Origin of the sequence: Clostridium hydrogenum (assembly GCF_021432385.1) — a bacterium.
Taxonomy (GTDB): Bacteria; Bacillota; Clostridia; order Clostridiales; family Clostridiaceae; genus Clostridium_S; species Clostridium_S hydrogenum.
In genome coordinates this window covers 2,318,579-2,340,170 of sequence record NZ_JAEACT010000002.1, presented here as the reverse complement: position 1 = coordinate 2,340,170, position 21,592 = coordinate 2,318,579, and the positions used below count along the sequence as shown (strand labels likewise).

The window sequence follows — 21,592 nt, the reverse complement described above, 5'->3', positions numbered from 1 at the left end:
ATATGCTAAAGAATTGTAAGGAAGAAGATTTTTATAGTTTAAATTTATTTGTGAAAAATAAACTTGATAAAAAAATAATACCTGGATTTTTTGTTTCTTCAATTATTTGGGCGTTTGTTATGACCTTAGTAATAACAGTTGACGTTCAAAATAATACAGGTATTAATCATCAAATTTGGAATAAAGTTATTAGATTAAGTCAGGTAATGCTTGTTTTGCAAGTTTTGGTTACTGTTTTTTTTACTAATTTGAAAAATTCATTTAAATACCAGAGAGCTAAAATGATTGCAATTTGTTTAGTGATTTTAAAATTTTCTATAGAAGGATATCAGATTTTTTTCTTTTTTTGTGCAGACCAAAACGTACCTAATTATATATCTAATGTGGGAACTGCAATTTTAATTGGTGGCATTGTTCCACTAATTATATTCATTTATGTATATGTATATTTAATCAAAAAAGGATGTTTTAGAAAAAAGGGTAAGAAATATTCAAGCAATAATGCTGCCGTGTATGTGGGAGGACCATTAGCTTTTGGAATTATATTAATAGGTGGAGTTATGGCAAGACATACTTCTGGGAACACTACAGCGATAGTGACGCTTATATGTATGGCTGTTATTGAATACTTAATGACGATTGTATTGGCTAAATTTTTTATTTTAGTTTATTGTAAATTTAGGTTTGAATCATTTATTGAAGAAATGCCACAAATATTATTAGAAGAAAATATATGTTGGTATAAGAAACCACTATTGGTATTGAAGTCCGCTGCTGGATGGAAGGCAAGTCATAAAGCGCCTGCTAATGCACTTGCTATAGTTTATCTTGAAATTTCAATGACAATCTTTATTGTTCTAATTATAATGGTAGGCATTTATAGAATAACTACAGGTAAAATTTCTGATATATATAAATTAATAAGTATATTTACTGGTGGAGTAGGAATTTCTTTAGTTTTAGGGCTTCTTATAATTGCATTAGTATTAATTTTATTAAAGCTTATAAAAATAATATTCAAAAAGTAAGTTTTTAATATTTAACAGGTACCTTTCGAGTGCTTTTTTGTATTGTTTTATAATATATTGATAATTTCAAGATTAATAGTAATGTATTTGAAGTTTCAAGGTAGTTTATCTTTAATATGATGTTTAAGATTTATGATAAAATAATAATATAGGTTATAAATGTACTTTAAAATTTATTTTACAGGAGAAAAAATATGACTATTGTTTGTATGTCGGCTTCAAATATTAAACATACTGGACAAGATAGCACTTTTTTAAAAACTTGTAATCTTATTAAGAATATGCTAAAAGTAAAACTCATAGTGAAAAATAAGGAGAAAATAAAAGATTATGAAGTACAAAACATGCAAATTATTTAATAACACTGAAAAAATGCTTCTGCCAAATCGCGCAGCTAGTGCAATATACTATGCGTCAAACAAGCGTGATCCACAGACTATACGAATTATGGTTGTTATGAAGGATATAGTTGATGGTGATATGCTTATGCATAGTGTTCAAAAAGCAATGGAAAGATACCCATATTATCATATTGCTGTTGTTGAAAATGATGGTAGATATATTAATGTAAAGAACAACAGACCTATTGTAGTAAAACATACGGATAAGCCGGCAAACCTCGGCAGCGAGGAAGTAAATTACCATATGATAGCTTGGTCATACAGAGAAAAAAACATCTATCTAGATGCTTCACATGGACTTCTTGATGGAATTTCTATGCTGGAAGTTTTGAAAACAGTAATTTTACTTTATTGCAATGAGAAATATGATGTAGAATTATCCACAGATGGTATCTTAACAATGGAAAATATCATTGAGGATGAGGAATGGCAGGAACCATTTACAGATGACTTAATTTTACCAAACGATGATATAGGTGATTCCAACAAAGCTTATCAGTTGCCTGAAGTTTGGAAAGGCAATACAACAAGAATATCCTTTCTATTACCACAAGAGGAGTTTATGAATTATGTAAAACAATATCATGGAACCCCTGGAATAGTGATAACAAACTTTTTTTCCGAAGTTATTATGCGGCTATGCGACGTGCAAAACCTACCAATTGTTACAACAATGTATGTGAATAGCAGACCTGTGATTGGCAAGGATAAAGCAGGAGGATGCTTGGTTACATCAGTAGAGCTTCCACTTACAGAAGAGATGAAAAAATTAGACCTTGGTAAGCGAGTATATGAGTATCGTAAAATGCAAAATGAAAAAACTTCTAAAGAGAAGATATTAAAAAAAATTAGCAGACAGGTCAGAGAATACACCAATAATGACAAGCTTGAAGGACTTCAAGAAAAGCTTGATAAGCTTGGAAAAGCAGATTCGGTGTTTCAGGTTGGGACATTTTCAGTAAGTTCCACAGGGAGAGATCCATTTGGTGAAGTTAGTAAGTTTATTCGTGAGGTTCATAACATAGTTATTCCTACTACGTATCTTATAGAGATGAATTGTGTTAATCATATGTTTACTATAGATTTTCTCCAGAGTTTTTCAGAAGCAAGGTATGTGGATGAATTTGAGAAAATTCTTAAGGAAGAAGGGATACCATATATTCGTCAGAAAGCAGAAAATTATAATACTGCCAGTGCTATTTATGATAAGATTAATGATAATGTGTTATAATTACGGACAAAAGATTAGTTTATAGGAGAGTTGAAGGATGGATTTAAAGGATAGAGCAAGGAGATTAAAATCAGATATACCAGCTGTATTTATTGCTTTAAAGAAAAAAGAAACACCCTTAATTGCAAAAGTTTTTGCAGGTATTACAATTGGATATGCATTGTCTCCTATTGATCTTATACCTGATTTTATACCAGTTATAGGTTTGCTAGATGATGTAATATTAATTCCAATATTTATAGCAATAACAATAAAATTCATTCCTCCTAAAATATTTAATGAGTGTAGAATTGAATCGGAAAATTTATGGAGTAATGGTAAGCCTAAGAAGTGGTATTTTGCAGTGCCAATTGTATTAATATGGATAGCATTAATAGTGCTTGTTATTAAATTAATCAGGGTATAATATAAATATAGACAACTTTTTGTTAGGATAAACTTGGAATTTGTAATTTTGAAGTTTCACTATACATACAAAAGTTGCTAGGTTTTAGGAGGTATGAGATTGTGAAAATACATGATAAATGCTTGCCGTGTATTGTTAATCAAGCTGTTAAAGTGGCAAATATTACAGGAGTTCATAAAAAGGAAGAGTTATTAAGGGAAGTTTTCACCTACCTAAGCAAAATGGATTTTGAGATAACAACACCAGAAATTATAGGAGAAATCTTTGAAATAATAAAAAAGCATACTAATAATCCAGATCCATATAAGGAAACTAGAAGTTATTATAATACATTGTTTTTAAAAATGTTACCCCAATTTGAAAGTAAGCTTGAGCAAGCTGAAAATTCATTTCAGTTAGCAGTGAGATATGCTATTGTTGGTAACATAATAGATTTTAATCCTATCCACAATACACTATTAGAGGATATTTTTGATTGTTTTGAAAAAATGGAAGATGCAAAATTAGCAATAGATGATTCTAAGGCACTAATGAAGGATATTTTAAATGCAAATATTTTATTATATTTAGGTGATAATTGCGGGGAAATTTGCATGGACAAGCTTCTCCTAAAAAAAATAAAAGAAGTAAATCCTAATGTTAAAATATTTTTTGGAGTACGTGGTAAACCTGTTGTAAATGATTCTATAGCTGAAGATGCATATGCTGTAGGAATTGATGAATATTCAGAAGTTATAGATAATGGCGATGGTTCTCTTGGAACTGTTCTTAATCGAACAAGTCCTGAGTTTAGAGAAGTTTATAAAAAGGCTGATGTAGTAATTGCTAAAGGACAAGCCAACTATGAATGTTTGAGTGAAGAAAACAAAAATATTTATTTTCTTTTAATGACAAAATGTGATGTAATTGCAAAGGATATTGATGTTGAGGAAAAGAAAATGATTTGTATGAAAAATAGCTAAGAATACTAAACGAAGCTCAAACAAATGATTTTAGGATATACTACATAATGCCATATACATTAGAAAAATTAGGAGAGGTATTGTTATGGAATATACCACTGTAAAAAATAAAATTGAAAATATTAATGTACAAGCAGGCGTACCTACATTAGAAGAAGCTAAGTTAATATTGGAGGAAGGTAGCAAATTAAATCCTGGTCCGTGGGTAGAACATTCTTTATATGTAGGAAAAGCAGCGGAAGCCATTGCAAAAGAAGATAAGGAACTAGATTCAAATGTAGCATTAATACTTGGAATGTTGCATGATATTGGTAGAAGGTATGGAGTAACCAATGAGAAACATAGTATAGATGGTTATAAATTTGCCATGCAAAAAGACTATAGCTTGTGGGCGAGAATCTGTATAACTCATGGATATTTGCTTAAGAATGCGGAGGATACATGTGGAAAGAGAGATTGTACGTCTTTGGAGCAAGACTTTATTAAAGAATATTTGAAAAACATTGAATTTACACCATATGATAGATTGATTCAATTATGTGATGCTTTAGCGCTGCCATCAGGATTTTGTTTATTAGAAAAAAGAATGTTAGATGTTGTTATGAGATACGGCTTTAATGAATTTACACTTGAAAAATGGAAAGCCACATTTGATATACAAAAGTATTTTGAGGAGAGAATGGGAAAATCTATTTATAGTGTTTTACCTAAGGTAAAAGAAAATACTTTTGGTTTTTAAATATGAAATTGCAGAAAAATACATAGCAAAGATTATGAAATAAAATCTTTTATAATTATTTTATAATTTTTTAATACTTTAATTTGATAATCTTCCTTTTTTATACTCAAAATATACACTATATAATCGATAAATAAAAATAATAAACTAATTATAGATGGACAACTTTAAATGTGAAAATTTAAGATTCCAAGTTTATCCTATCACCAATATTTTCAATTCACAGTTCACGATGCACAATTCACAATGAAGGATGATTTTTCTCTGCTATCGCTCGAAAAATCCGAAAACTTAATGCTTACGCATAACGTAAAATACAGTGTCCAGCGGAGCTGACATTATAAGTTCTAAGATTTTCTACGCTCGCGTAGAAAATCATCCTTAATTGTGCATTGTGAACTGTGAATTGTGAATTGAAAATATTAGCATAAGGATACATTTGGTATTTATAATTTCAAAGTTTCAAGTGGTATATCTTTAGTAAAAGGAGGGTGTAATAAATGGATATAAATAATGTTATGAACACATATAATATGACATCTCTATGGAATAGTATGAATTCATTAGGAACTTCAGGTTCTTCAAGTGTTCCATTGGTAGACAATGTTGATTCTGCTGTTGAAGAAAACTATGCACAAGCTAACTATTTTGGACAAAATACAAATTCAGAACTTCAAAATATCTATAATCAGGTTGAACCAACTTATGGGATTCCATTAACATATGACAGTTCTGGCAATATCACAAGTCCAACAACTACAACGCTGCCAAGTCCTGATACATCTACAGAATACTCTAATATACTTCCACTTATTCAAAGCAGCGAATCTACTTCGGAGTTAAATTCAGAGAATATTTTAAATGAATATGATTCTATAGAAAATGGCACTTATCAAGAAAACCTTTCGAGTATTTTAGCTTCAAATTCAAACGGTACATATAATTCTGATAGTTCTATACAAAATAATGAAACTCAAAGTACAGGAAATTATTTGGATTATAGTGTTTAAAGAGGGACTGTGAGATAAAATTGTTTTATGCACAAACTTTAAATATTACGAATTAAATTAATTCACAATTCACGATGCACAATTCACAATGAAGGATGATTTTCTGTAGCAAAGCTACAGAAAATCTTAAACTTAATTTTTTATTGCTTGAGCAATAGCACCATAAATGGCGCTAAGCAAAGCTTATAATATTTAAATTTAAGATTTACCTGACGCAAGAAAGGCAAATCATCTTTCATTGTGCATTGTGAACTGTGAATTGATTAAATTAGTTCGCAATAATTTTAAGTTATGTATTAAATAATGTAATTGCGATAGCCCTTTTAATATAAATCTAAGAATTTTTTAATGTGATTTTAATTTTAGTATATAATAATTCATAACATAAATTATTATTCATTGCTGAAAAACGTATGAGCAATAGGTGGAGGTAATACATAATATGGCTGTTAATATCACAAAGAAAAATTTTAATAAGGTACCTGAAATTACAGTGTTCTTTTGGATTATAAAAATACTGACTACTGGAATGGGAGAAGTAGCATCAGATTATTTTGCTAGTCAGATAAATCCAGTAATTGCGGTAGCGGCTACTGGTATTTGCCTGATAATAGCATTGACGATACAACTATTGTTACGCAGATATGTGGCTTGGATTTACTGGTTAAATGTTGTTATGGTAAGTATTTTTGGTACTATGGCAGCGGATGTTTTGCATGTAGGCTTTGGAATACCATATATAGTATCAACAACGTTCTTTGCCATAGTGCTTACAATTATTTTTGTTGCATGGTATTTAAGCGAAAAAACTCTGTCTATGCATAGTATTTTTACTCGCCGTCGTGAGTTTTTTTACTGGGCAACAATATTAACTACTTTTGCGCTTGGAACTGCAGTTGGAGATATGACGGCTTCAACTATGCATTTAGGTTACTTCTTATCTGGTGTAATGTTTACTATTTTGATTGCAATACCAGCTATAGCTTACTTAAAGTTTGGTTTAAACGAAATTTTTGCGTTTTGGTTTGCCTATATAATTACACGACCATTAGGTGCTTCATTTGCAGACTGGATGGGTGTTCCTGCTAGTAGAGGTGGTCTTGGAATTGGAACTGGTTCAGTTAGTTTAGGATTAACAATTATAATTCTTTGTTTTGTTGGGTATATGGCAATTACACGTAAGGATGTTAAGGTTGATTAAAAAGTTATATGAACATTTATCTAAAGTTACTTATAAAATATAATAAGTAGCTTTTTTTTATTTTGAGGAGGCATTTAAATTGGAGAATTATATTTATGCTGGCGTGGGTTTTGTTATAGGAATTATAGTTCCGGTAGTAGTTAGGAAAGTAAAGCTTGAATTAAATTTAGTTAAGGGAAAGATTGGTGATGAAAAATATAATGAATGTAAGAAGTTTTTAATTCAGTTAGCGGAATTGCATCCAGAGGATTTTGCTGAAAATAAAATTGTAGACTTATTGGATAAATTGGATAATAAATATGGAGATCATTTGTCAAGAGCACAAATAAAAGAAATTGTTGATTTTGTAGGTAAAACCATTGAAGCCGATGTAGTTAAAGAAATTGTAAAGTAAATAAATACATTTACAACAGCACTGCTGTTTGCTATAATAAGTACAATATCTTAGTTATACTAAAAATAGTCAATAAAAAATTTTTATTAAGGAGTGAAATTCAAATGATTAAATTTAGACAAAAAACAAAAGTGATTATTGCAACAGCGGTTATATTTTCAGGTTTTTCAACTATTAGTGGATATGTTGCAAATGCTGCAACAGGAAATTTATCAAGTTCAGGCTCAATTGCAGCGTCAGCAGTAGGAGATGCAACAACAACATCCAATAATTTAGTGGCTTCTGTAATTGCACACGATAACAATAATATTACAATTGCATGGGAGAAACCAGCAGATTACAATAATATTTCAGACTATAATGTATATGTTAACGGTACACTTGTAGGTGATGCTAATAATAACAAAGCTTCGCAATCTAAAAAATTCATAGATAGTTTTTATAGTACCAATAGTTCGGCTCAACAAATAAATATGCATAACTATATAGTTACAGGACTTACCCCTAATACTTCTTATAATTTTGTGGTTAAAGCAATAGATAGTAAAGGAAATATCTTAACTCAAAGCAGTACAATAACTCAAAGCACTGATATTACGCAAGCAGTTGAAGACGTTACTAATTATGGTGCTGTTGGAGATGGTACTACTGTTGATACTGCCGCTATTCAGAAAGTCATTAACAATTGCCCAGCTGGTGGTGAGGTTTTGTTACCTGCAGGTAAGATTTTTAAATCTGGAGCACTTTGGTTAAAGGATAATATGACATTAAGAGTGGATGGAGAATTACTTGGTTCAGACAATGCACAGGATTATATTAGTGCACAGCATCCTGTAGCTGCAAAAGCAAAAAATAATGCACTTATTAATGCTGTAGGCTCTGGTGTTACTCAAGGTATAAAAATTGTAGGAACTGGCGTAATAAATGGAAGTGGTTGGAAACAAGATAGTCCGGAAGCAGGAACAGGATTTCCAGATGCATTACCAAGTTCTATATCTACAGTTGCACAAAATGGTGATCTTTCAGCTAGTCAATATAATTTAGGAATTAAGAATGGTCTTGCTAGTGTAGCTGCTTATGCTACAAGATCAGATTTAATTTCTTTAAGTAATATAAACAATGTATATATAGGTGATGGAATTTCCATTGAAAACCCATCACAACAAACTATAGGAACGAATAAATGTAACAATATGATTATAAATGGCGCTTTAGTTAAAACTTATGGCTGTAATAATGCAGATGGAATAGATTTTAATGCACAAGGGTTAATTGTAACGAATAGTGTTTTTGATACAGGAGATGATGATATAAACTTTGCCGCTGGAAGAGGCTTACAAGCCGAAGAGACAGGTTCTCCAGTAAGCAATATATGGATATTTAACAATTACTTCGGACATGGACATGGAGCTGTAGTTGCAGGAAGTTATACTGCTTCAGAAATAGAGAATATATTAGCAGAAGATAATGTTATGAATGGAACAGGTTCTGGGCTTCGTTGTAAATCTGCTAAAGGAATAGGCGGCGGAGCACAAAACATCTATTTTCGAGATTCTGCATTAGCTAATATAAATGATGGAGAAGGTCAACCGTTTATATTTACATCTGCATATACTAATTCTACTGCAACGGGTTCTTATACACCTGCACCAGATTTACCAGTATTTAAACATATTTTTGTCAACAATTGTAGTGTAAATGGCTCTAAAAGTTATGGAATATTTGTAGCTGGATTACAAGGTGGAGAACACACAGACATTAATTTTACAAATGTATCTTTTGCTAATACTTTAGGAGCTGATATAAGTTATTTGACCAACAGTACATTTACAAACGTTACTTTCCCGAAAATGACAAATCCTTGGAAGGTGACAAATTCGCAAGGTGTTGTATACTAGCTTTAAGATGTTTTAAATGAAGGTTAGGTATCCATGCAAGGTAATATTAAGCTATACTGATTATATTATCTTGTATGGATATCTTTTTAATAGTAACAATTTTATATGAAGTTGGTGTAAAAATATGTTATTATTATATAAGAGGTGATAATTTATGGGTTTAGTTATGGTTGTTGGTGTGACAATAATAGCAATGTTTTTTGCAGTATTTTGTGGGGTTATTAAGGGAATTAAGAAAGAAAGCGAAAATATATATTTAGGAGAAAAAGCTTATAAAAATAAAAAATAAATTTTCAAGATATTGTATTATATAATAAATAACATAGGAGTGTTAGTATGGATTATTTAGTTAAAACAACAAAGAACGAGCAATTTATAGATATAACAAGTCTTGTTGATGAAACAGTAGCTAAAAGTGGGATTAAGGATGGGATGGCAGTAGTTTTTGTTCCACATACAACTGCTGGAGTGACAATAAATGAAAATGCAGATCCTGATGTTGTAACAGATATTTTATCAGGATTAAATAAAGCATTTCCCGAAAAAAATGGATATTTACACATGGAAGGCAATTCGCATGCACATATAAAGGCATCACTAATGGGTTCTTCCTGCAATATTATTATTGAACATGGTAAATTAAAACTTGGAACTTGGCAGGGAATATATTTTTGCGAGTTTGATGGACCAAGAAATAGAAAAGTATATATAAAAGTGATATGATTAAATACTATATACTTTTAATATAGGCATCTATGTAAGGTGGTGTAGGTCAGTAGCAGACTACATTATATTATATAGATGCTTTTTTAGTAATTTAATTTCAATAAACTGGTAATGTGAATAAACTTTGAAATATAATTTGATATATTTAAGAAACTTAAATTGTTTGGTATAATTACTTTAATATGGGGCTGTAGCACAAAATTATTTTATACACAAATCTTAAATAAGAGGTGAAAATCAAAATGACTAATAGGCAAAAAACAAAACTAATCATTTCAATAGCAGCTGTATTTATAAGTTCTTATACTATGAGTGCATATAAAATAAATGCAGAAACATTACCTTCAAATAGTACAGGAAAGATAATATCAATTGCCAAAGCAGCAGTAGCTTCAGCAGCGACAACGGATAATAATTTAGCTGTCTCTGTAATTGCACACGATAACAGTACTGTTACCTTAGCATGGCAAAAACCAGCAGACTATAGCAATATTGCAGATTACAATGTGTATATGAATGGAAAGCTTATAGGAAGTGCAAATAATAATAAAGCGTCATCGGCAAAGCAGTTTATAGACAATTTTTATAATGATTCTAGTAATAGTTCAGCTGTAAAAATAAATATGCATAATTATATAGCTACAGGACTTACACCGGATACTTCTTATAGTTTTGTAGTTGAAGCTGTTGATAGCAATGGAAATGTAATTACAAAAAGTGATGCTATAACACAAAATACTGATAAGGCTTTAACGGTTTTAAATGTAACTGATTATGGTGCAGTTGGAGATGGAACTACGTTAGATACAAATGCTATTCAAGCAGCTATTAATGCTTGCCCACAAGGAGGAGAAGTATTAATACCAGCTGGTAAGACTTTTAAAACAGGAGCACTTTGGTTAAAAGATAATATGACTTTGAGAGTGGATGGAGAAATTCTTGGTTCAGAAAACCCACAGGACTACATAAGTAGTAATCATCCTGTTGCAAAAGGCAGTCCTAATAACGCACTTATTAATGCAGTTGGTACTAGTTCAGTTCAAAGTCTTAGAATTATAGGAAATGGTACAATTGATGGAAGCGGATGGAAACAAGATACACCTGTAGATGGACTTCCTGTTTCTCTAAAAAGCTCAATAGCAACAGTTACTCAAAATGGCATTCTTGCAGCTAATCAGTATAATTTAGCCTTAAAAGAGGGACTTAGTAAAACAGCTGCATATTCTACAAGATCAAATTTACTTTCAATAAGTAAAGTAAATAATGTATATTTAGGAGATGGTCTTTCTTTTGAAAATCCTTCTAGACATACCATTGGGACAAGCAGTTGTAACAATATGGTTATAAATGGAGCTTTGGTTAAAACCTATGATTGTAATAATGCTGATGGTATAGATTTTACAGCACAAGGCTTAATTGTAATGAATAGTGTTTTTGATACTGGAGATGATGATGTTAATTTTGCAGCAGGAAGAGGCTTAGAAGGTGAAAAAAAATCTTCTCCTGTAAGTGATGTATGGATATTTAATAATTATTTTGCACATGGACATGGTGCCGTAGTTGCTGGAAGCTATACAGCAGCAGAGATAGAAAACATCTTGGCGGAGGACAATGTTTTAAATGGAACTGGTTCTGGTCTCCGTTGTAAATCAGCAAAGGGAGTAGGTGGTGGAGCACAAAACATTTATTTCCGTGACTCTGCACTAAAAAATATTACAGATGGAGAAGGTGAACCATTTATATTTACTTCTGACTACAGTGATTCAGGTTCAGTAGGTGGTTTCACACCTGCACCAGATTTGCCTATATTTAAACATATTTTTGTTAGTAATTGTAGTGTAAATGGTTCTAAAAATTATGGAATCTTTGTAGATGGTCTAGAAGGTGGAGAACATACGGATATACACTTTACAAATGTAGCTTTTTTAGATACCGAGGGAGCTAGTATAAATTATATGACTAATAGTTCATTTACCAATGTAACGTTTAATAGAAGTTCAGCACATAATGATCCTAAATCTCCTTGGAATATAACTAACTCTACTAATGTAAATGTAGACTCTTTAATAAATAATCAAGTAGTAGCTCCAGATAAAACTTGGACAATACATTTTGATCAAGAGGTAAACTTTGATGATACCACAAAACAAGCTATAGCGGTATTAGACAATAATGGGAATAAAGTTCCAGTTAATTTAAGTTTAGGACAAGACAGTAAATCAATTGTAGTTAGTGCACCACAAAATGGATATGAGGCTGGTGAAAAATATAAACTTATAGTTGGCAGTGGTGTGCATAGTAGTGCAAATAATGAGGATTTAAGTAAACCAGTTGAGCTTGATTTTTCCATAGAAGGGACGAATTAAGGTAAATGCAGCACTAACTATCCAAAATCTCGAAAGAACATAAAAAAGGGACTAACGCATAAAATTATTTTGTACACAAATTTTAAATATTGCGAAGCAACTAAATCAGAGTACAAAGTACAGAGTACAGTGAAGGATGATTTACCTTTCCTCACGTCAGGTAAATCTTAAACTTAACTGTTGTCAGCTTTGCTGACAACAGTAGTGACGCGATTGCGTAAGCAATCAAAAATAAGTTTTAAGATTTTCGGTAGCTTTGCTACAGAAAATCATCCTTCTTTGTACTCTGTACTTTATACTTTGTACTTTGGTTTAATGCTTCCCACAAACCATTTAAGTATGCTGCTCCAAGCGCTCTGTCATATAAACCATAGCCTGGTCTTGCTTTTTCTCCCCATATCATTCTTCCGTGGTCAGGTCTAATATAGCCTTTAAAGCCTATATCATGATATGCTTTCATTATTTCAAACATATCAAAATCTCCATCGCTTGAAAGGTGGGATACTTCATGGAAATGCCTTTCGCCTACAAATTTTATGTTTCTAACATGACCAAAATGTATTCTTCCCATAGCACCAAAATGTCTTATAATTTCAGGAATATTATTTTTTCTTTCGCACCCTAATGCACCGCTGCAGAGGCAAAGTCCATTGTAGGGGCTGTCAACAAGTTTAACTATTCTATCTAAGTTTTCTTTTGAATGAACGATTCTAGGGAGGTCGAAGATACTCCAGGCAGGATCGTCTGGATGAACTGCCATTTTTACATCATATTTTTCACAAGTGGGAATTATTCCTTCAAGGAAATATTTGTAGTTTTCAAATAATTTTTCTTCATCTATATCTTTATATAATTCAACAACTCTTTTTAATTCTTTAAGTCTTTCAGGTTCCCAACCGGGAAGCGTAAAGCCATTAGAATTTTTTGTTGTAGCTTCTACAAGTTTTACTGGATCCATTCCCTTTAATTTGGTGTCGTCATAATCCATAGTATGAGAGCCATCGGGGAGCTTCATTGAAAGGTCTGTTCTTAGCCAATCAAATACAGGCATGAAGTTGTAGCATATAACCTTTACTCCAGCTTTTGATAAATTCTTTATAGTTTCTTTGTAGTTTTCTATATATTTGTCTCTTGTTTGTAAACCAAGTTTTATATCTTCGTGTACATTTACGCTTTCTATAACTTCAAGCTCTAATCCGTGAGCTTCTATGTTTTTTTTGTATTCCATTATTCGATTAAGTGGCCACAATTCTCCAGCTGGAATATCTGATAGAAAACCCACAACTCCTGTGATCCCTGGTATTTGACGTATTTGTTCAAGTGTAACACTATCATCATTTTCACCAAACCATCTAAATGTCATTTTCATAAAAAACACCTCTTTCTTTATTTTAAGTATTTTATTAATGTATTTCTTACTGCCTTTGGTCCTGCAAGCATCTCTTCAAAGTAATTTTCGATTTTTTCACCAAGACCTATTTCATAAAGATCTGAACCAAAAATATTTTTATTTGAAAGTATTGGTTTTAAAGTACCTTTAATATATTTTTGTCCTAATTTTATTTCAGATAAATATTCCTTTAAAGTTCCTAAAAGAGGATCTGAACTAATTTCAAATTTTTTGCCTTCATCATCTACGCAAAGAAGGTATCTGCACCAACCTGCAATAACAAGAGGGATATATTTAAGAGAGGTTACATCTAAATCTGCTCTTTTTACATATTCTTTAATTGTTTCTCCAAATCTTATGCCAACCTTTTGTGATGTATCTGTTGCAATCCTTTGAGGAGTATCGGGAATAAATGGGTTTGGAAGTCTTACTTCTATAACTTCTTTTATGAAATCCATTGGATTAAGTATTTGAGGGTCGGTAACTACAGGCATGCCTTCTTCGTAGCCTATTTTATTTACAAGTGCTGATATGCATTCGTCTTCCATTTCGTCTGCAATAAGAGTGTAGCCAAGTATACATCCGAAAACTGCCATAGATGTATGGAGAGGATTAAGGCATGTACAAACTTTCATTCTTTCAACTCTTTCAACTGTTTCTCTATTTGTGAAATATACTCCAGCATCTTCAAGAGCTGGTCTACCATTTGGAAAATTATCTTCAATAACTAAATATTGAGGACCTTCAGCATTTACAAAAGGAGCGATATAAGTATGTTTGCCTGTTATAATAGGAGATAAGTTTTCAATACCAAGTTTAGTCAATTTTTTTTCTACTATAGCAGAAGGTCTTGGAGTAATTTTATCTATCATACTCCAAGGAAAAGTTACTTTAGTGGCATCGTTTACGTAAGCGACAAATTCTTTTTCAACAAGGTTATTTTCGGACCATTTAGTTGCAATTGTGTTTATTGCATTATATAACTTTTCACCATTGTGAGAGCAATTATCCATACTGACTACTGCAAGAGGAAGTTTTCCAGCTTTAAATCTAGTGTACAAAAGTGAAGTGACTTTTGACATAACGTTACTTGGGTTAGCTGGTCCATTTTTTATGTCCTGTTGAACTTCAGCTGAAAAATCTCCAGATAAGCTTTTTAAATTATAGCCTTTTTCAGTTATAGTAAAACTAATCATTTTAAGTGATGGCTTTGTAAATATTGAATTTAATCTTGTCCAGTTGTCTTTTCTTTCAGTATCTGCTGCAATGCTTTCTGCAATGCTCGCAATTACGGTATTCTTTAATTTACCATCAGGTTTCATAATTACTTGTAAGCTTAAATTATCAAATGGTGAATATATTTTGTCTATGATTTCATAGTCATAAGTTTCAACAGCAACAATTCCAGATTCTTCTTTACCTGAATTTAAAAGTGTTTGCTCCAATGCAGCTATGAAACCTCTAAAAATATTGCCAGAGCCAAAGTGTACCCAAGTTGGATTGTCTTTAGTGTTTTGAATCATTTCTTCATAAGAAAAGTTAGGGAGTTCTATGTTTTTATTTTTCCATGCTTCTTGGTTTTTAATACCTTTGCTACTTAAGTTTAACATAATAAAATTACCTCCATATTTTTGAATTTAATTATTTGAAATATTTAGGATAGGTTTCTTTTATTTTATTTAAATTGTAATTAATCATAGTTAGATGATTTTTCATAATTTCATCAGCAACATCAGTTTTTTTATTTTTTATAGCATCAATAAGTAATATGTGCTGTGAGGTTATATCATCAACTTTTAAATTAGAAGTTAAAGTAAGTACTCGGATACGCTGAAAATCCATTTCTAGCTGACAAATTGTGTTCCAAGTTCTTAATTTATTGCATCCCTCAAAAATTGTTTTGTGAAAGTTTTCATCAGCTTTAAAAGCTTCGATATAATCTTTTTTCTTTATACACATTTGTTGGATTTTTATATTCATTTCAAGGATTAGTAATTTTTCTTCTGGAAAATCTGTTGTACAAGCAAGCTTAATTATGGCTCTTTCCATATGTTCACGCAAAAATCTTGCCTCTTCTACTTTTGAAAGATCAATTAAAGCCACAAAGGTTCCTTTTTGCGGATAAATGTCAAGAAGTTCATCTTTAGAAAGAAGTAAAAATGCCTCTCTAACAGGAGTTCTGCTTACATTATATTTTTCTGAAATGCCTTTTTCTGAAATATTTAAACCAGGTTCAAGATGTAGTTGGATAATATCTTCTTTTAAAAGTTCATATAATTTTTTCCCTGTTAAATTTCTTCCCGTTTCAATATTCATAATTAAATTTTTCTCCTTTATTACCATTGTACCATACTTGTATGGTAGCTGCGAATTTATTATAACATATTTTACAAAAGTATACCAGTTAAGATTAACTTTTCTATACGTATCTGTACTATTGTTTTGCTATGGATAAATATAGTGAATTATATATGGAATATAAATAAATTGTTGTATAATATAAGCATACTATGAATGAGGATGGATCACAAAAACAAGTTATAGATTCAAGTGTTGCTGATAATTAAAACATAGGAGTGAAAAAATGAAGGGAACTATACAAAAAATTAAAGTAAGCTCTTATAATTGTGAAATATATCTTCCAGAAGAATATGAACTTTCAGAAGAAAAGTATCCTGTAGTGTATCTAAATGGTGAAGGTGAAATAGCTGAGTTTATGGATAAAATTGAGCCGCATTTTCATTGCGATTGTAAGAAGTTTATACTTTTGGGAATTGAACCTAAAGATTGGAAGGGTGATTATACACCTTGGTCAGCACCTGCTTTAACAAAGAAAGATAAAGATTTTGGGGGAGAGGCTGATAATTATATAGATAGACTTATTAATGAAATAAAGCCTTTTATAGATGAAAACTATAGAACAAAAACAGAACCTAATAATACTGTGCTTATAGGCTACTCTTTAGCAGGACTTGCAGCATTATATGCCATGTACAAAACTTCAGTTTTTGGAAAAATCGGTAGTATCTCAACGTCAATGTGGTACGATGGTTTTATAGAGTTTTTGGAAAAGAGTAAACCTGTAAGTAATGAGACAAAGGTGTATATGTCTCTTGGAAAATCAGAAGAAAAAAGTCGTAACCAGCGTATGGCAAAGGTTGGTGAATGTACAAGAAGGGCTTTTGATATACTTAAGGGGCAGCTTTCAGATAAAGAAAATTTAATTCTTCAGTGGAATGCTGGAGGTCATTTTAAGGAAATACCTGAGAGATTTGAAAGAGCTATAGTTTGGCTTTTAAAATAAACTTACGTAGTTTAGAAATAGAAATTATGTTATAATAAAATCAACATAAATCCACACAAAGTGTGTAGAAGGTTGGTGATATATTGCTAGCTCAGGAAAGACAAAAAGAAATTATGAATATAATTTATAAAGATAAATCAGTTAAGGTTTCTAAATTAATTGAAAAATTCAGTGTTTCAATAGAAACTATAAGAAGAGATTTGGAATTTCTTGAAAAGGAAGGGCTTTTAAAAAGAGTTTACGGCGGTGCCGTGCTTGAAAATGTAGATGGAAGTGAACTTACTGCAAATGATAGAAGGTCAAAGTTTGTAGAGGAAAAAAAAGAAATTGGGCAAATTGCAGCTAAGTATGTTAAAGAAGGACAGTCCATTTCATTGGATGTAAGTACAACAAATTTGGAATTTGCAAAGGCAGTTAAAAAGGTTGTGAAAAGACTTACGGTGCTTACAAACTCCTTAGAAATAGCTATTGAATTATCAAGCATGGATAATTACACTATAATTCTTGCTGGAGGGGTACTTAGAAATAAGGAACTGTGCATTGTAGGAGATATGTCTGAAGAATTCATAGATAGCTTTCATATAGATACTGCATTTGTAAGTATGAGTGGTATTTCTTTAAATTGTGGGCTTACGGATTATGGTATAGGTGAAGTTCAAGTTAAAAAGAAGATGATGAAAGTTGCTCAAAAAAAGATTGTTTTAGCTGATAGTTCTAAGTTTGATGTAGTGTCTTTACTTAAAGTATGTGAGTTAGATAAAGTAGATGCTATAATTACAGACTCCAATTTAAATAGCAATATACTAGAAAAGTATATAAGTGCTGGTGTAGACGTGATTAGTGGAGAAAAAACTAGCTAAACTTACTAAAGAAAGCTATATTTTAAATAAGTGTGAAAATCAACACTTATTTAAAATATAGCCATAAAAAAATAGCTTTAAAGAATTAAATTAGTTCTTTAAAGCTATTTTTTTATTGCTGCGCAATTACGCCATTGATGGTGCTCAGCGAAGCTGACAACATTAAGTTTAAGATTTACCTGAGAGAAGCGAAAGGTAAATCATCCTTCACTGTAATCTGTACTCTTCTCTACAAATTCTAATTTGATAGCATGAATTTGGTATTAGCAATTTTAATCTTTCAAATTGCGTATTTATAAAAAAAGTGTGGATTTGTGTGGAATTAGTTGCGTTTTTAACAAGATGTTTACCTTCACATAACATAAAGTGCAATTAAATAGTTTAAAATTATAAATGTAAATTAAATACTTAATGAAATGGAGGTGCATTTATGGAAGGTAAAATCAGAACTTCTAAATTTAAATTAAATAAGAAAGAATCTTTAATATGGATAATATTTATACTTCCAGCAGCAATACCACTTGTAGTATTTTGGATTTGGCCTATGTTTTATTCTGGCTATGTAAGTTTTACAAATTGGGATTTTATGAGTCCAACCTATAAAATTGTAGGACTATCAAATTATATAAAGCTGTTTCAGGATAAAGAATTTTATAGAGTACTTTTTAATACTTTTTATTTTACCTTGGGAAGTGTGATACCAACTATTATAGGAGGACTTGTTTTTGCTGTTTTATTAAATAAAAAAATGCGTGGAATTAAATTATATAGAACAATTTTGTTTTCACCATGGATAACACCAACAGTTGCGGTATCTATTGTATGGTCATGGATATTTGAGCCAAAGGTAGGTCTTGCAAATTTTATTTTAAGTAAAGTGCATATAGCGGCTCTTCCGTGGCTAGAAAGTGAAAAATGGGCAATGCCAGCAATATTAATAGTTACAATTTGGAAGGGTGTAGGCTGGGCAATGGTATTTTATCTAGAGGCACTTCAAAAAGTTCCGGAAGAACTTAATGAAGCAGCAGAAATAGATGGTGCAAATAGATTTCAAAATTTTATGAATGTAACTATTCCAATGATTTCACCAACAACATTCTTTTTGGTAATAATGACTAGTATAAATTCACTTCAAGCATACGACCAAATACAGGTATTGACACAAGGTGGACCAGCAGGCAGTACAAGAACCCTATTATATATGTATTATCAAGAGGCCTTTCAAAACTTTGATGTTGGCAAGGCAGCAGCTGTGGCAATGGTAATTGTTTTTATTACAATTGTACTTTCATTAATACAGTTTGTAGCATCAAAACGTTGGGTACACTATGAACAATAGAAAGAAGGAATAAGTTATATGGTAGAAGTGTCTTCCAAAAGTATGGAAAAGGTTGTTGTAACTAAAAAGAAAGATTCATTTGCTGTTATTTTAAAAAAGTTAATTAGGCATGCACTGCTTATAATATTTTGCTTTATCATGGCGTTTCCATTTTTGTGGATGTTTTTTAGTGCAATTAAAACAAAAAATGAAATATGGCAGTTTCCACCAACATTGCTGCCAGCAGTGCCACAGTGGGGAAATTTTGCAGATGCCTTTAAGTCTGCTCCTTTTGGCTTGTATATTTTTAACAGCACCTTTACGTCTTTAATAATAGTACTTATACAGGTTATTAATTCGGCGATGATAGCTTACGCACTTACAAATCTTAAATTTCCAGGTAAGAAAATATTATTTGGAATAATAATGGCAACCTATATGATGCCTGTTGCAGCTACATATCTTCCGAGTTATGTGATTTTATCGAAATTCAATATGATTGATACTTATAAAGGTATTATTATATCAAATTCTGTCAGCGTGTTTGGAATATTTTTAATCAGGCAAGCTTTTATGCAAATTAAGCGGGAAATGGTGGAAGCTGCATTAATTGATGGAGCAAGCCACTTTAGAATACTATGTCAAATTATGATACCGATAGCTAAATCTTCCTTTATAACTCTTGTACTTATGAATTTCATAGGAAATTATAATAATTATTTATGGCCATCACTTATAATAAAGGATCCCAATAAATATTTAGTTACCATGGGATTGAGACAATTCTTTATTGAAGGGGGAGCCTATGGTATAAAATGGCCTCAAATAATGGCAGCTAGTACTTTTACAATAGCTCCACTTTTAATAGTATTTTTCATAACACAAAAATGGTTCATGAGTGGAATTTCTGATACAGGGGTAAAAGGATAATAAAATAATATATTTTAGGAGGAAATTATGTTTAATTTTAAAAGTAAAAAAGTTATAGCTATTTTTTTAGCATCAATGTCATTAGTATCTGTATTATCAGGATGTGCAGGTTCAAGTGGAACCACAAAGAAGAATGGCCCAGTTCAAATAGAATTTTGGTATGGACTAGGTGGAAAACTTGGTCAAAATGTTCAAACTGCAATTAAGAAATTTAATGCTTCTCAAAAAGATGTAGTAGTAAAGGGAATTGCACAAGGAAGCTACGATGAAACCTATACTGCACTTCAAGCGGCAATTTCTGCAAAAAAGGCTCCTGATGTAGTACTTTTACAACCTGACCAAATGACTGCATTAGCAAATAAAAATGTACTTGCTCCTTTGGATAAATATATTTCTGATGATAAAAGCTTTAATTCTAGTGATTTCATATCTGCATTTTATAATGAAGGAAAAATTAAAGGAAAACAATATAGTATACCTATGTATGGTACAACTCAAGTTATGTATTATAGAAAAGACATGTTTCAGAAAGCTGGAGTTTCAGAGGATGTGTTAAATAATTGGGAAGATCTTACTGAAGCATTGCCAAAGCTTACACAAAAAAGTGGCGGTAATACATCTGTATATGGATGGGAACCTATGTATGGAGCGGACAATCTTGTAGACATGGCACTTAGCAAAGGTGGACAAATATTAAGTAAAGATGGTAAAAAGGTTACGATAGACACAAAAGAGTGGGTAGATACTTGGGATATGGTTAGAAAGGGAATTTTTCAAGATAAGAATATGAGAATTCATTCAGGTGGACAAGGCTGGCAGTATTGGTATGATACTATAGATGATGTTATGAAGGATAGAGCAGCAGGCTATATAGGTTCAAGTGGAGACCAAGGAGATTTAGATTTTAACAAAATAGCAGCTCATGTTCAACCAGGTTTTAAAGATCATAAGGCAGCACCAGTTGCATTAGCACAAGTTATGTGTGTGCCGGCAGTTACCTCTGGAGATAAGCAAGAAGCCGCATTTAAATGGATGGAGTTCTTTACTAATTCTAAAAATACTGCAGATTGGTCAATGAAAACAGGATATATAGCTGTAAGAAAATCAGCTAGAGATGATTCTACATTTAAAGAATTTGCAAAGACACATCCACAGATAAATGTTCCACTAAAACAAGCAGAAACAGCCTCAGCACCTTTTATTGATCCTACAGGCGGTAAAATAACAGATGCTTTAAAGAAAGCTGCCGATAAAGTTGAAATAGAAAATGTACCTGCTGATACAGCCTTAAAAGCGGCAGAAACAGAAGCACAGCAAGCTTTAGATGATGTAAGTAAATAAAAATAAACCACTTGAAACTTCAAAATTAATTTGTATCAAAATGACGGTTTCTGGGCATTATGATGCAAATTGATTTGGGTAGTTGAA

The 21,592-nt window shown here is 31.5% G+C and carries 21 protein-coding genes; 18 read left to right on the top strand and 3 right to left on the bottom strand.

All coding sequences use genetic code 11. The features are described from left to right. The first annotated feature begins 2 nt into the window (after positions 1-2). From CUEA01_RS10545 to CUEA01_RS10490, 13 genes are all read left to right on the top strand, one after another. Positions 3-1,028 carry a hypothetical protein gene (locus CUEA01_RS10545; RefSeq protein WP_234121595.1) on the top strand — a complete coding sequence of 342 codons (1,026 nt, stop codon included), beginning with the start codon at positions 3-5 and terminating at the stop codon, positions 1,026-1,028. Positions 1,029-1,222: 194 nt separating this feature from the next. Continuing rightward, positions 1,223-1,387: a hypothetical protein gene (locus tag CUEA01_RS10540; protein WP_234121594.1), complete on the top strand. Its 165-nt coding sequence runs from the start codon at positions 1,223-1,225 to the stop codon at positions 1,385-1,387. Beyond that, positions 1,359-2,660, top strand: a complete 1,302-nt coding sequence (locus CUEA01_RS10535) for a hypothetical protein (protein ID WP_234121593.1) — start codon at positions 1,359-1,361, stop codon at positions 2,658-2,660. Before CUEA01_RS10540 ends, CUEA01_RS10535 begins: the two co-directional genes overlap by 29 nt. A 37-nt stretch (positions 2,661-2,697) precedes the next feature. After that, positions 2,698-3,066, top strand: coding sequence for a YkvA family protein (locus tag CUEA01_RS10530; RefSeq protein ID WP_234121592.1), 369 nt, complete (start codon positions 2,698-2,700; stop codon positions 3,064-3,066). Between the two features lie 101 nt (positions 3,067-3,167). Beyond that, entirely contained in the window at positions 3,168-4,028 is an 861-nt protein-coding gene (locus tag CUEA01_RS10525) for a damage-control phosphatase ARMT1 family protein (RefSeq protein WP_234121591.1), read from the top strand. Between the two features lie 85 nt (positions 4,029-4,113). Then, on the top strand, positions 4,114-4,767 hold the full coding sequence (locus CUEA01_RS10520; protein ID WP_234121590.1) for an HD domain-containing protein: 654 nt from the start codon (positions 4,114-4,116) through the stop codon (positions 4,765-4,767). Positions 4,768-5,267: 500 nt separating this feature from the next. After that, the gene (locus tag CUEA01_RS10515) at positions 5,268-5,777 is read left to right on the top strand and encodes a hypothetical protein (RefSeq protein ID WP_234121589.1); all 510 of its coding nucleotides are present in this window, start codon (positions 5,268-5,270) and stop codon (positions 5,775-5,777) included. Positions 5,778-6,219: 442 nt separating this feature from the next. Further along, positions 6,220-6,978 carry a COG4705 family protein gene (locus CUEA01_RS10510; RefSeq protein ID WP_234121588.1) on the top strand — a complete coding sequence of 253 codons (759 nt, stop codon included), beginning with the start codon at positions 6,220-6,222 and terminating at the stop codon, positions 6,976-6,978. A 79-nt stretch (positions 6,979-7,057) separates the two neighbouring features. Then, positions 7,058-7,372 (top strand): hypothetical protein, encoded by a 315-nt coding sequence (locus CUEA01_RS10505; RefSeq protein WP_234121587.1) that lies wholly within the window; start codon positions 7,058-7,060, stop codon positions 7,370-7,372. 104 nt (positions 7,373-7,476) lie between these two features. Then, positions 7,477-9,270: a glycosyl hydrolase family 28 protein gene (locus CUEA01_RS10500; protein ID WP_234121586.1), complete on the top strand. Its 1,794-nt coding sequence runs from the start codon at positions 7,477-7,479 to the stop codon at positions 9,268-9,270. 154 nt (positions 9,271-9,424) lie between these two features. Beyond that, positions 9,425-9,559 carry a hypothetical protein gene (locus tag CUEA01_RS24915; RefSeq protein WP_268906153.1) on the top strand — a complete coding sequence of 45 codons (135 nt, stop codon included), beginning with the start codon at positions 9,425-9,427 and terminating at the stop codon, positions 9,557-9,559. A 47-nt stretch (positions 9,560-9,606) separates the two neighbouring features. Beyond that, positions 9,607-9,993 carry a secondary thiamine-phosphate synthase enzyme YjbQ gene (locus tag CUEA01_RS10495; protein WP_234121585.1) on the top strand — a complete coding sequence of 129 codons (387 nt, stop codon included), beginning with the start codon at positions 9,607-9,609 and terminating at the stop codon, positions 9,991-9,993. 245 nt (positions 9,994-10,238) lie between these two features. Continuing rightward, on the top strand, positions 10,239-12,362 hold the full coding sequence (locus CUEA01_RS10490) for a glycosyl hydrolase family 28 protein (protein ID WP_234121584.1): 2,124 nt from the start codon (positions 10,239-10,241) through the stop codon (positions 12,360-12,362). A gap of 259 nt (positions 12,363-12,621) precedes the next feature. Here the strand turns inward: CUEA01_RS10490 and uxuA are convergent, their stop codons facing one another. The 3 genes from uxuA to CUEA01_RS10475 are packed head-to-tail and all read right to left on the bottom strand — an operon-like array spanning position 12,622 to position 16,068. Beyond that, entirely contained in the window at positions 12,622-13,731 is a 1,110-nt protein-coding gene (gene uxuA / locus CUEA01_RS10485; RefSeq protein WP_234121583.1) for a mannonate dehydratase, read from the bottom strand. Between the two features lie 17 nt (positions 13,732-13,748). Further along, complete coding sequence (locus CUEA01_RS10480; protein ID WP_234121582.1) at positions 13,749-15,362, bottom strand: mannitol dehydrogenase family protein; 1,614 nt, start codon at positions 15,360-15,362, stop codon at positions 13,749-13,751. A 31-nt stretch (positions 15,363-15,393) separates the two neighbouring features. Further along, complete coding sequence (locus CUEA01_RS10475) at positions 15,394-16,068, bottom strand: GntR family transcriptional regulator (RefSeq protein WP_234121581.1); 675 nt, start codon at positions 16,066-16,068, stop codon at positions 15,394-15,396. 268 nt (positions 16,069-16,336) lie between these two features. Between CUEA01_RS10475 and CUEA01_RS10470 the strand changes: the two genes are divergently transcribed. The 5 genes from CUEA01_RS10470 (at position 16,337) to CUEA01_RS10450 (ending at position 21,505) form a co-directional block, all read left to right on the top strand. Beyond that, a complete protein-coding gene (locus tag CUEA01_RS10470; protein WP_234121580.1) occupies positions 16,337-17,056 on the top strand; it encodes an alpha/beta hydrolase in 720 nt (239 codons plus the stop codon). An 83-nt stretch (positions 17,057-17,139) separates the two neighbouring features. Further along, entirely contained in the window at positions 17,140-17,916 is a 777-nt protein-coding gene (locus CUEA01_RS10465) for a DeoR/GlpR family DNA-binding transcription regulator (RefSeq protein WP_268906152.1), read from the top strand. Between the two features lie 430 nt (positions 17,917-18,346). After that, positions 18,347-19,255 (top strand): carbohydrate ABC transporter permease, encoded by a 909-nt coding sequence (locus CUEA01_RS10460; protein ID WP_234121578.1) that lies wholly within the window; start codon positions 18,347-18,349, stop codon positions 19,253-19,255. A 42-nt stretch (positions 19,256-19,297) separates the two neighbouring features. Beyond that, entirely contained in the window at positions 19,298-20,164 is an 867-nt protein-coding gene (locus tag CUEA01_RS10455) for a carbohydrate ABC transporter permease (protein ID WP_234121577.1), read from the top strand. A 27-nt stretch (positions 20,165-20,191) separates the two neighbouring features. After that, positions 20,192-21,505, top strand: coding sequence for an ABC transporter substrate-binding protein (locus tag CUEA01_RS10450; RefSeq protein WP_234121576.1), 1,314 nt, complete (start codon positions 20,192-20,194; stop codon positions 21,503-21,505). Positions 21,506-21,592 lie beyond the last annotated feature (87 nt).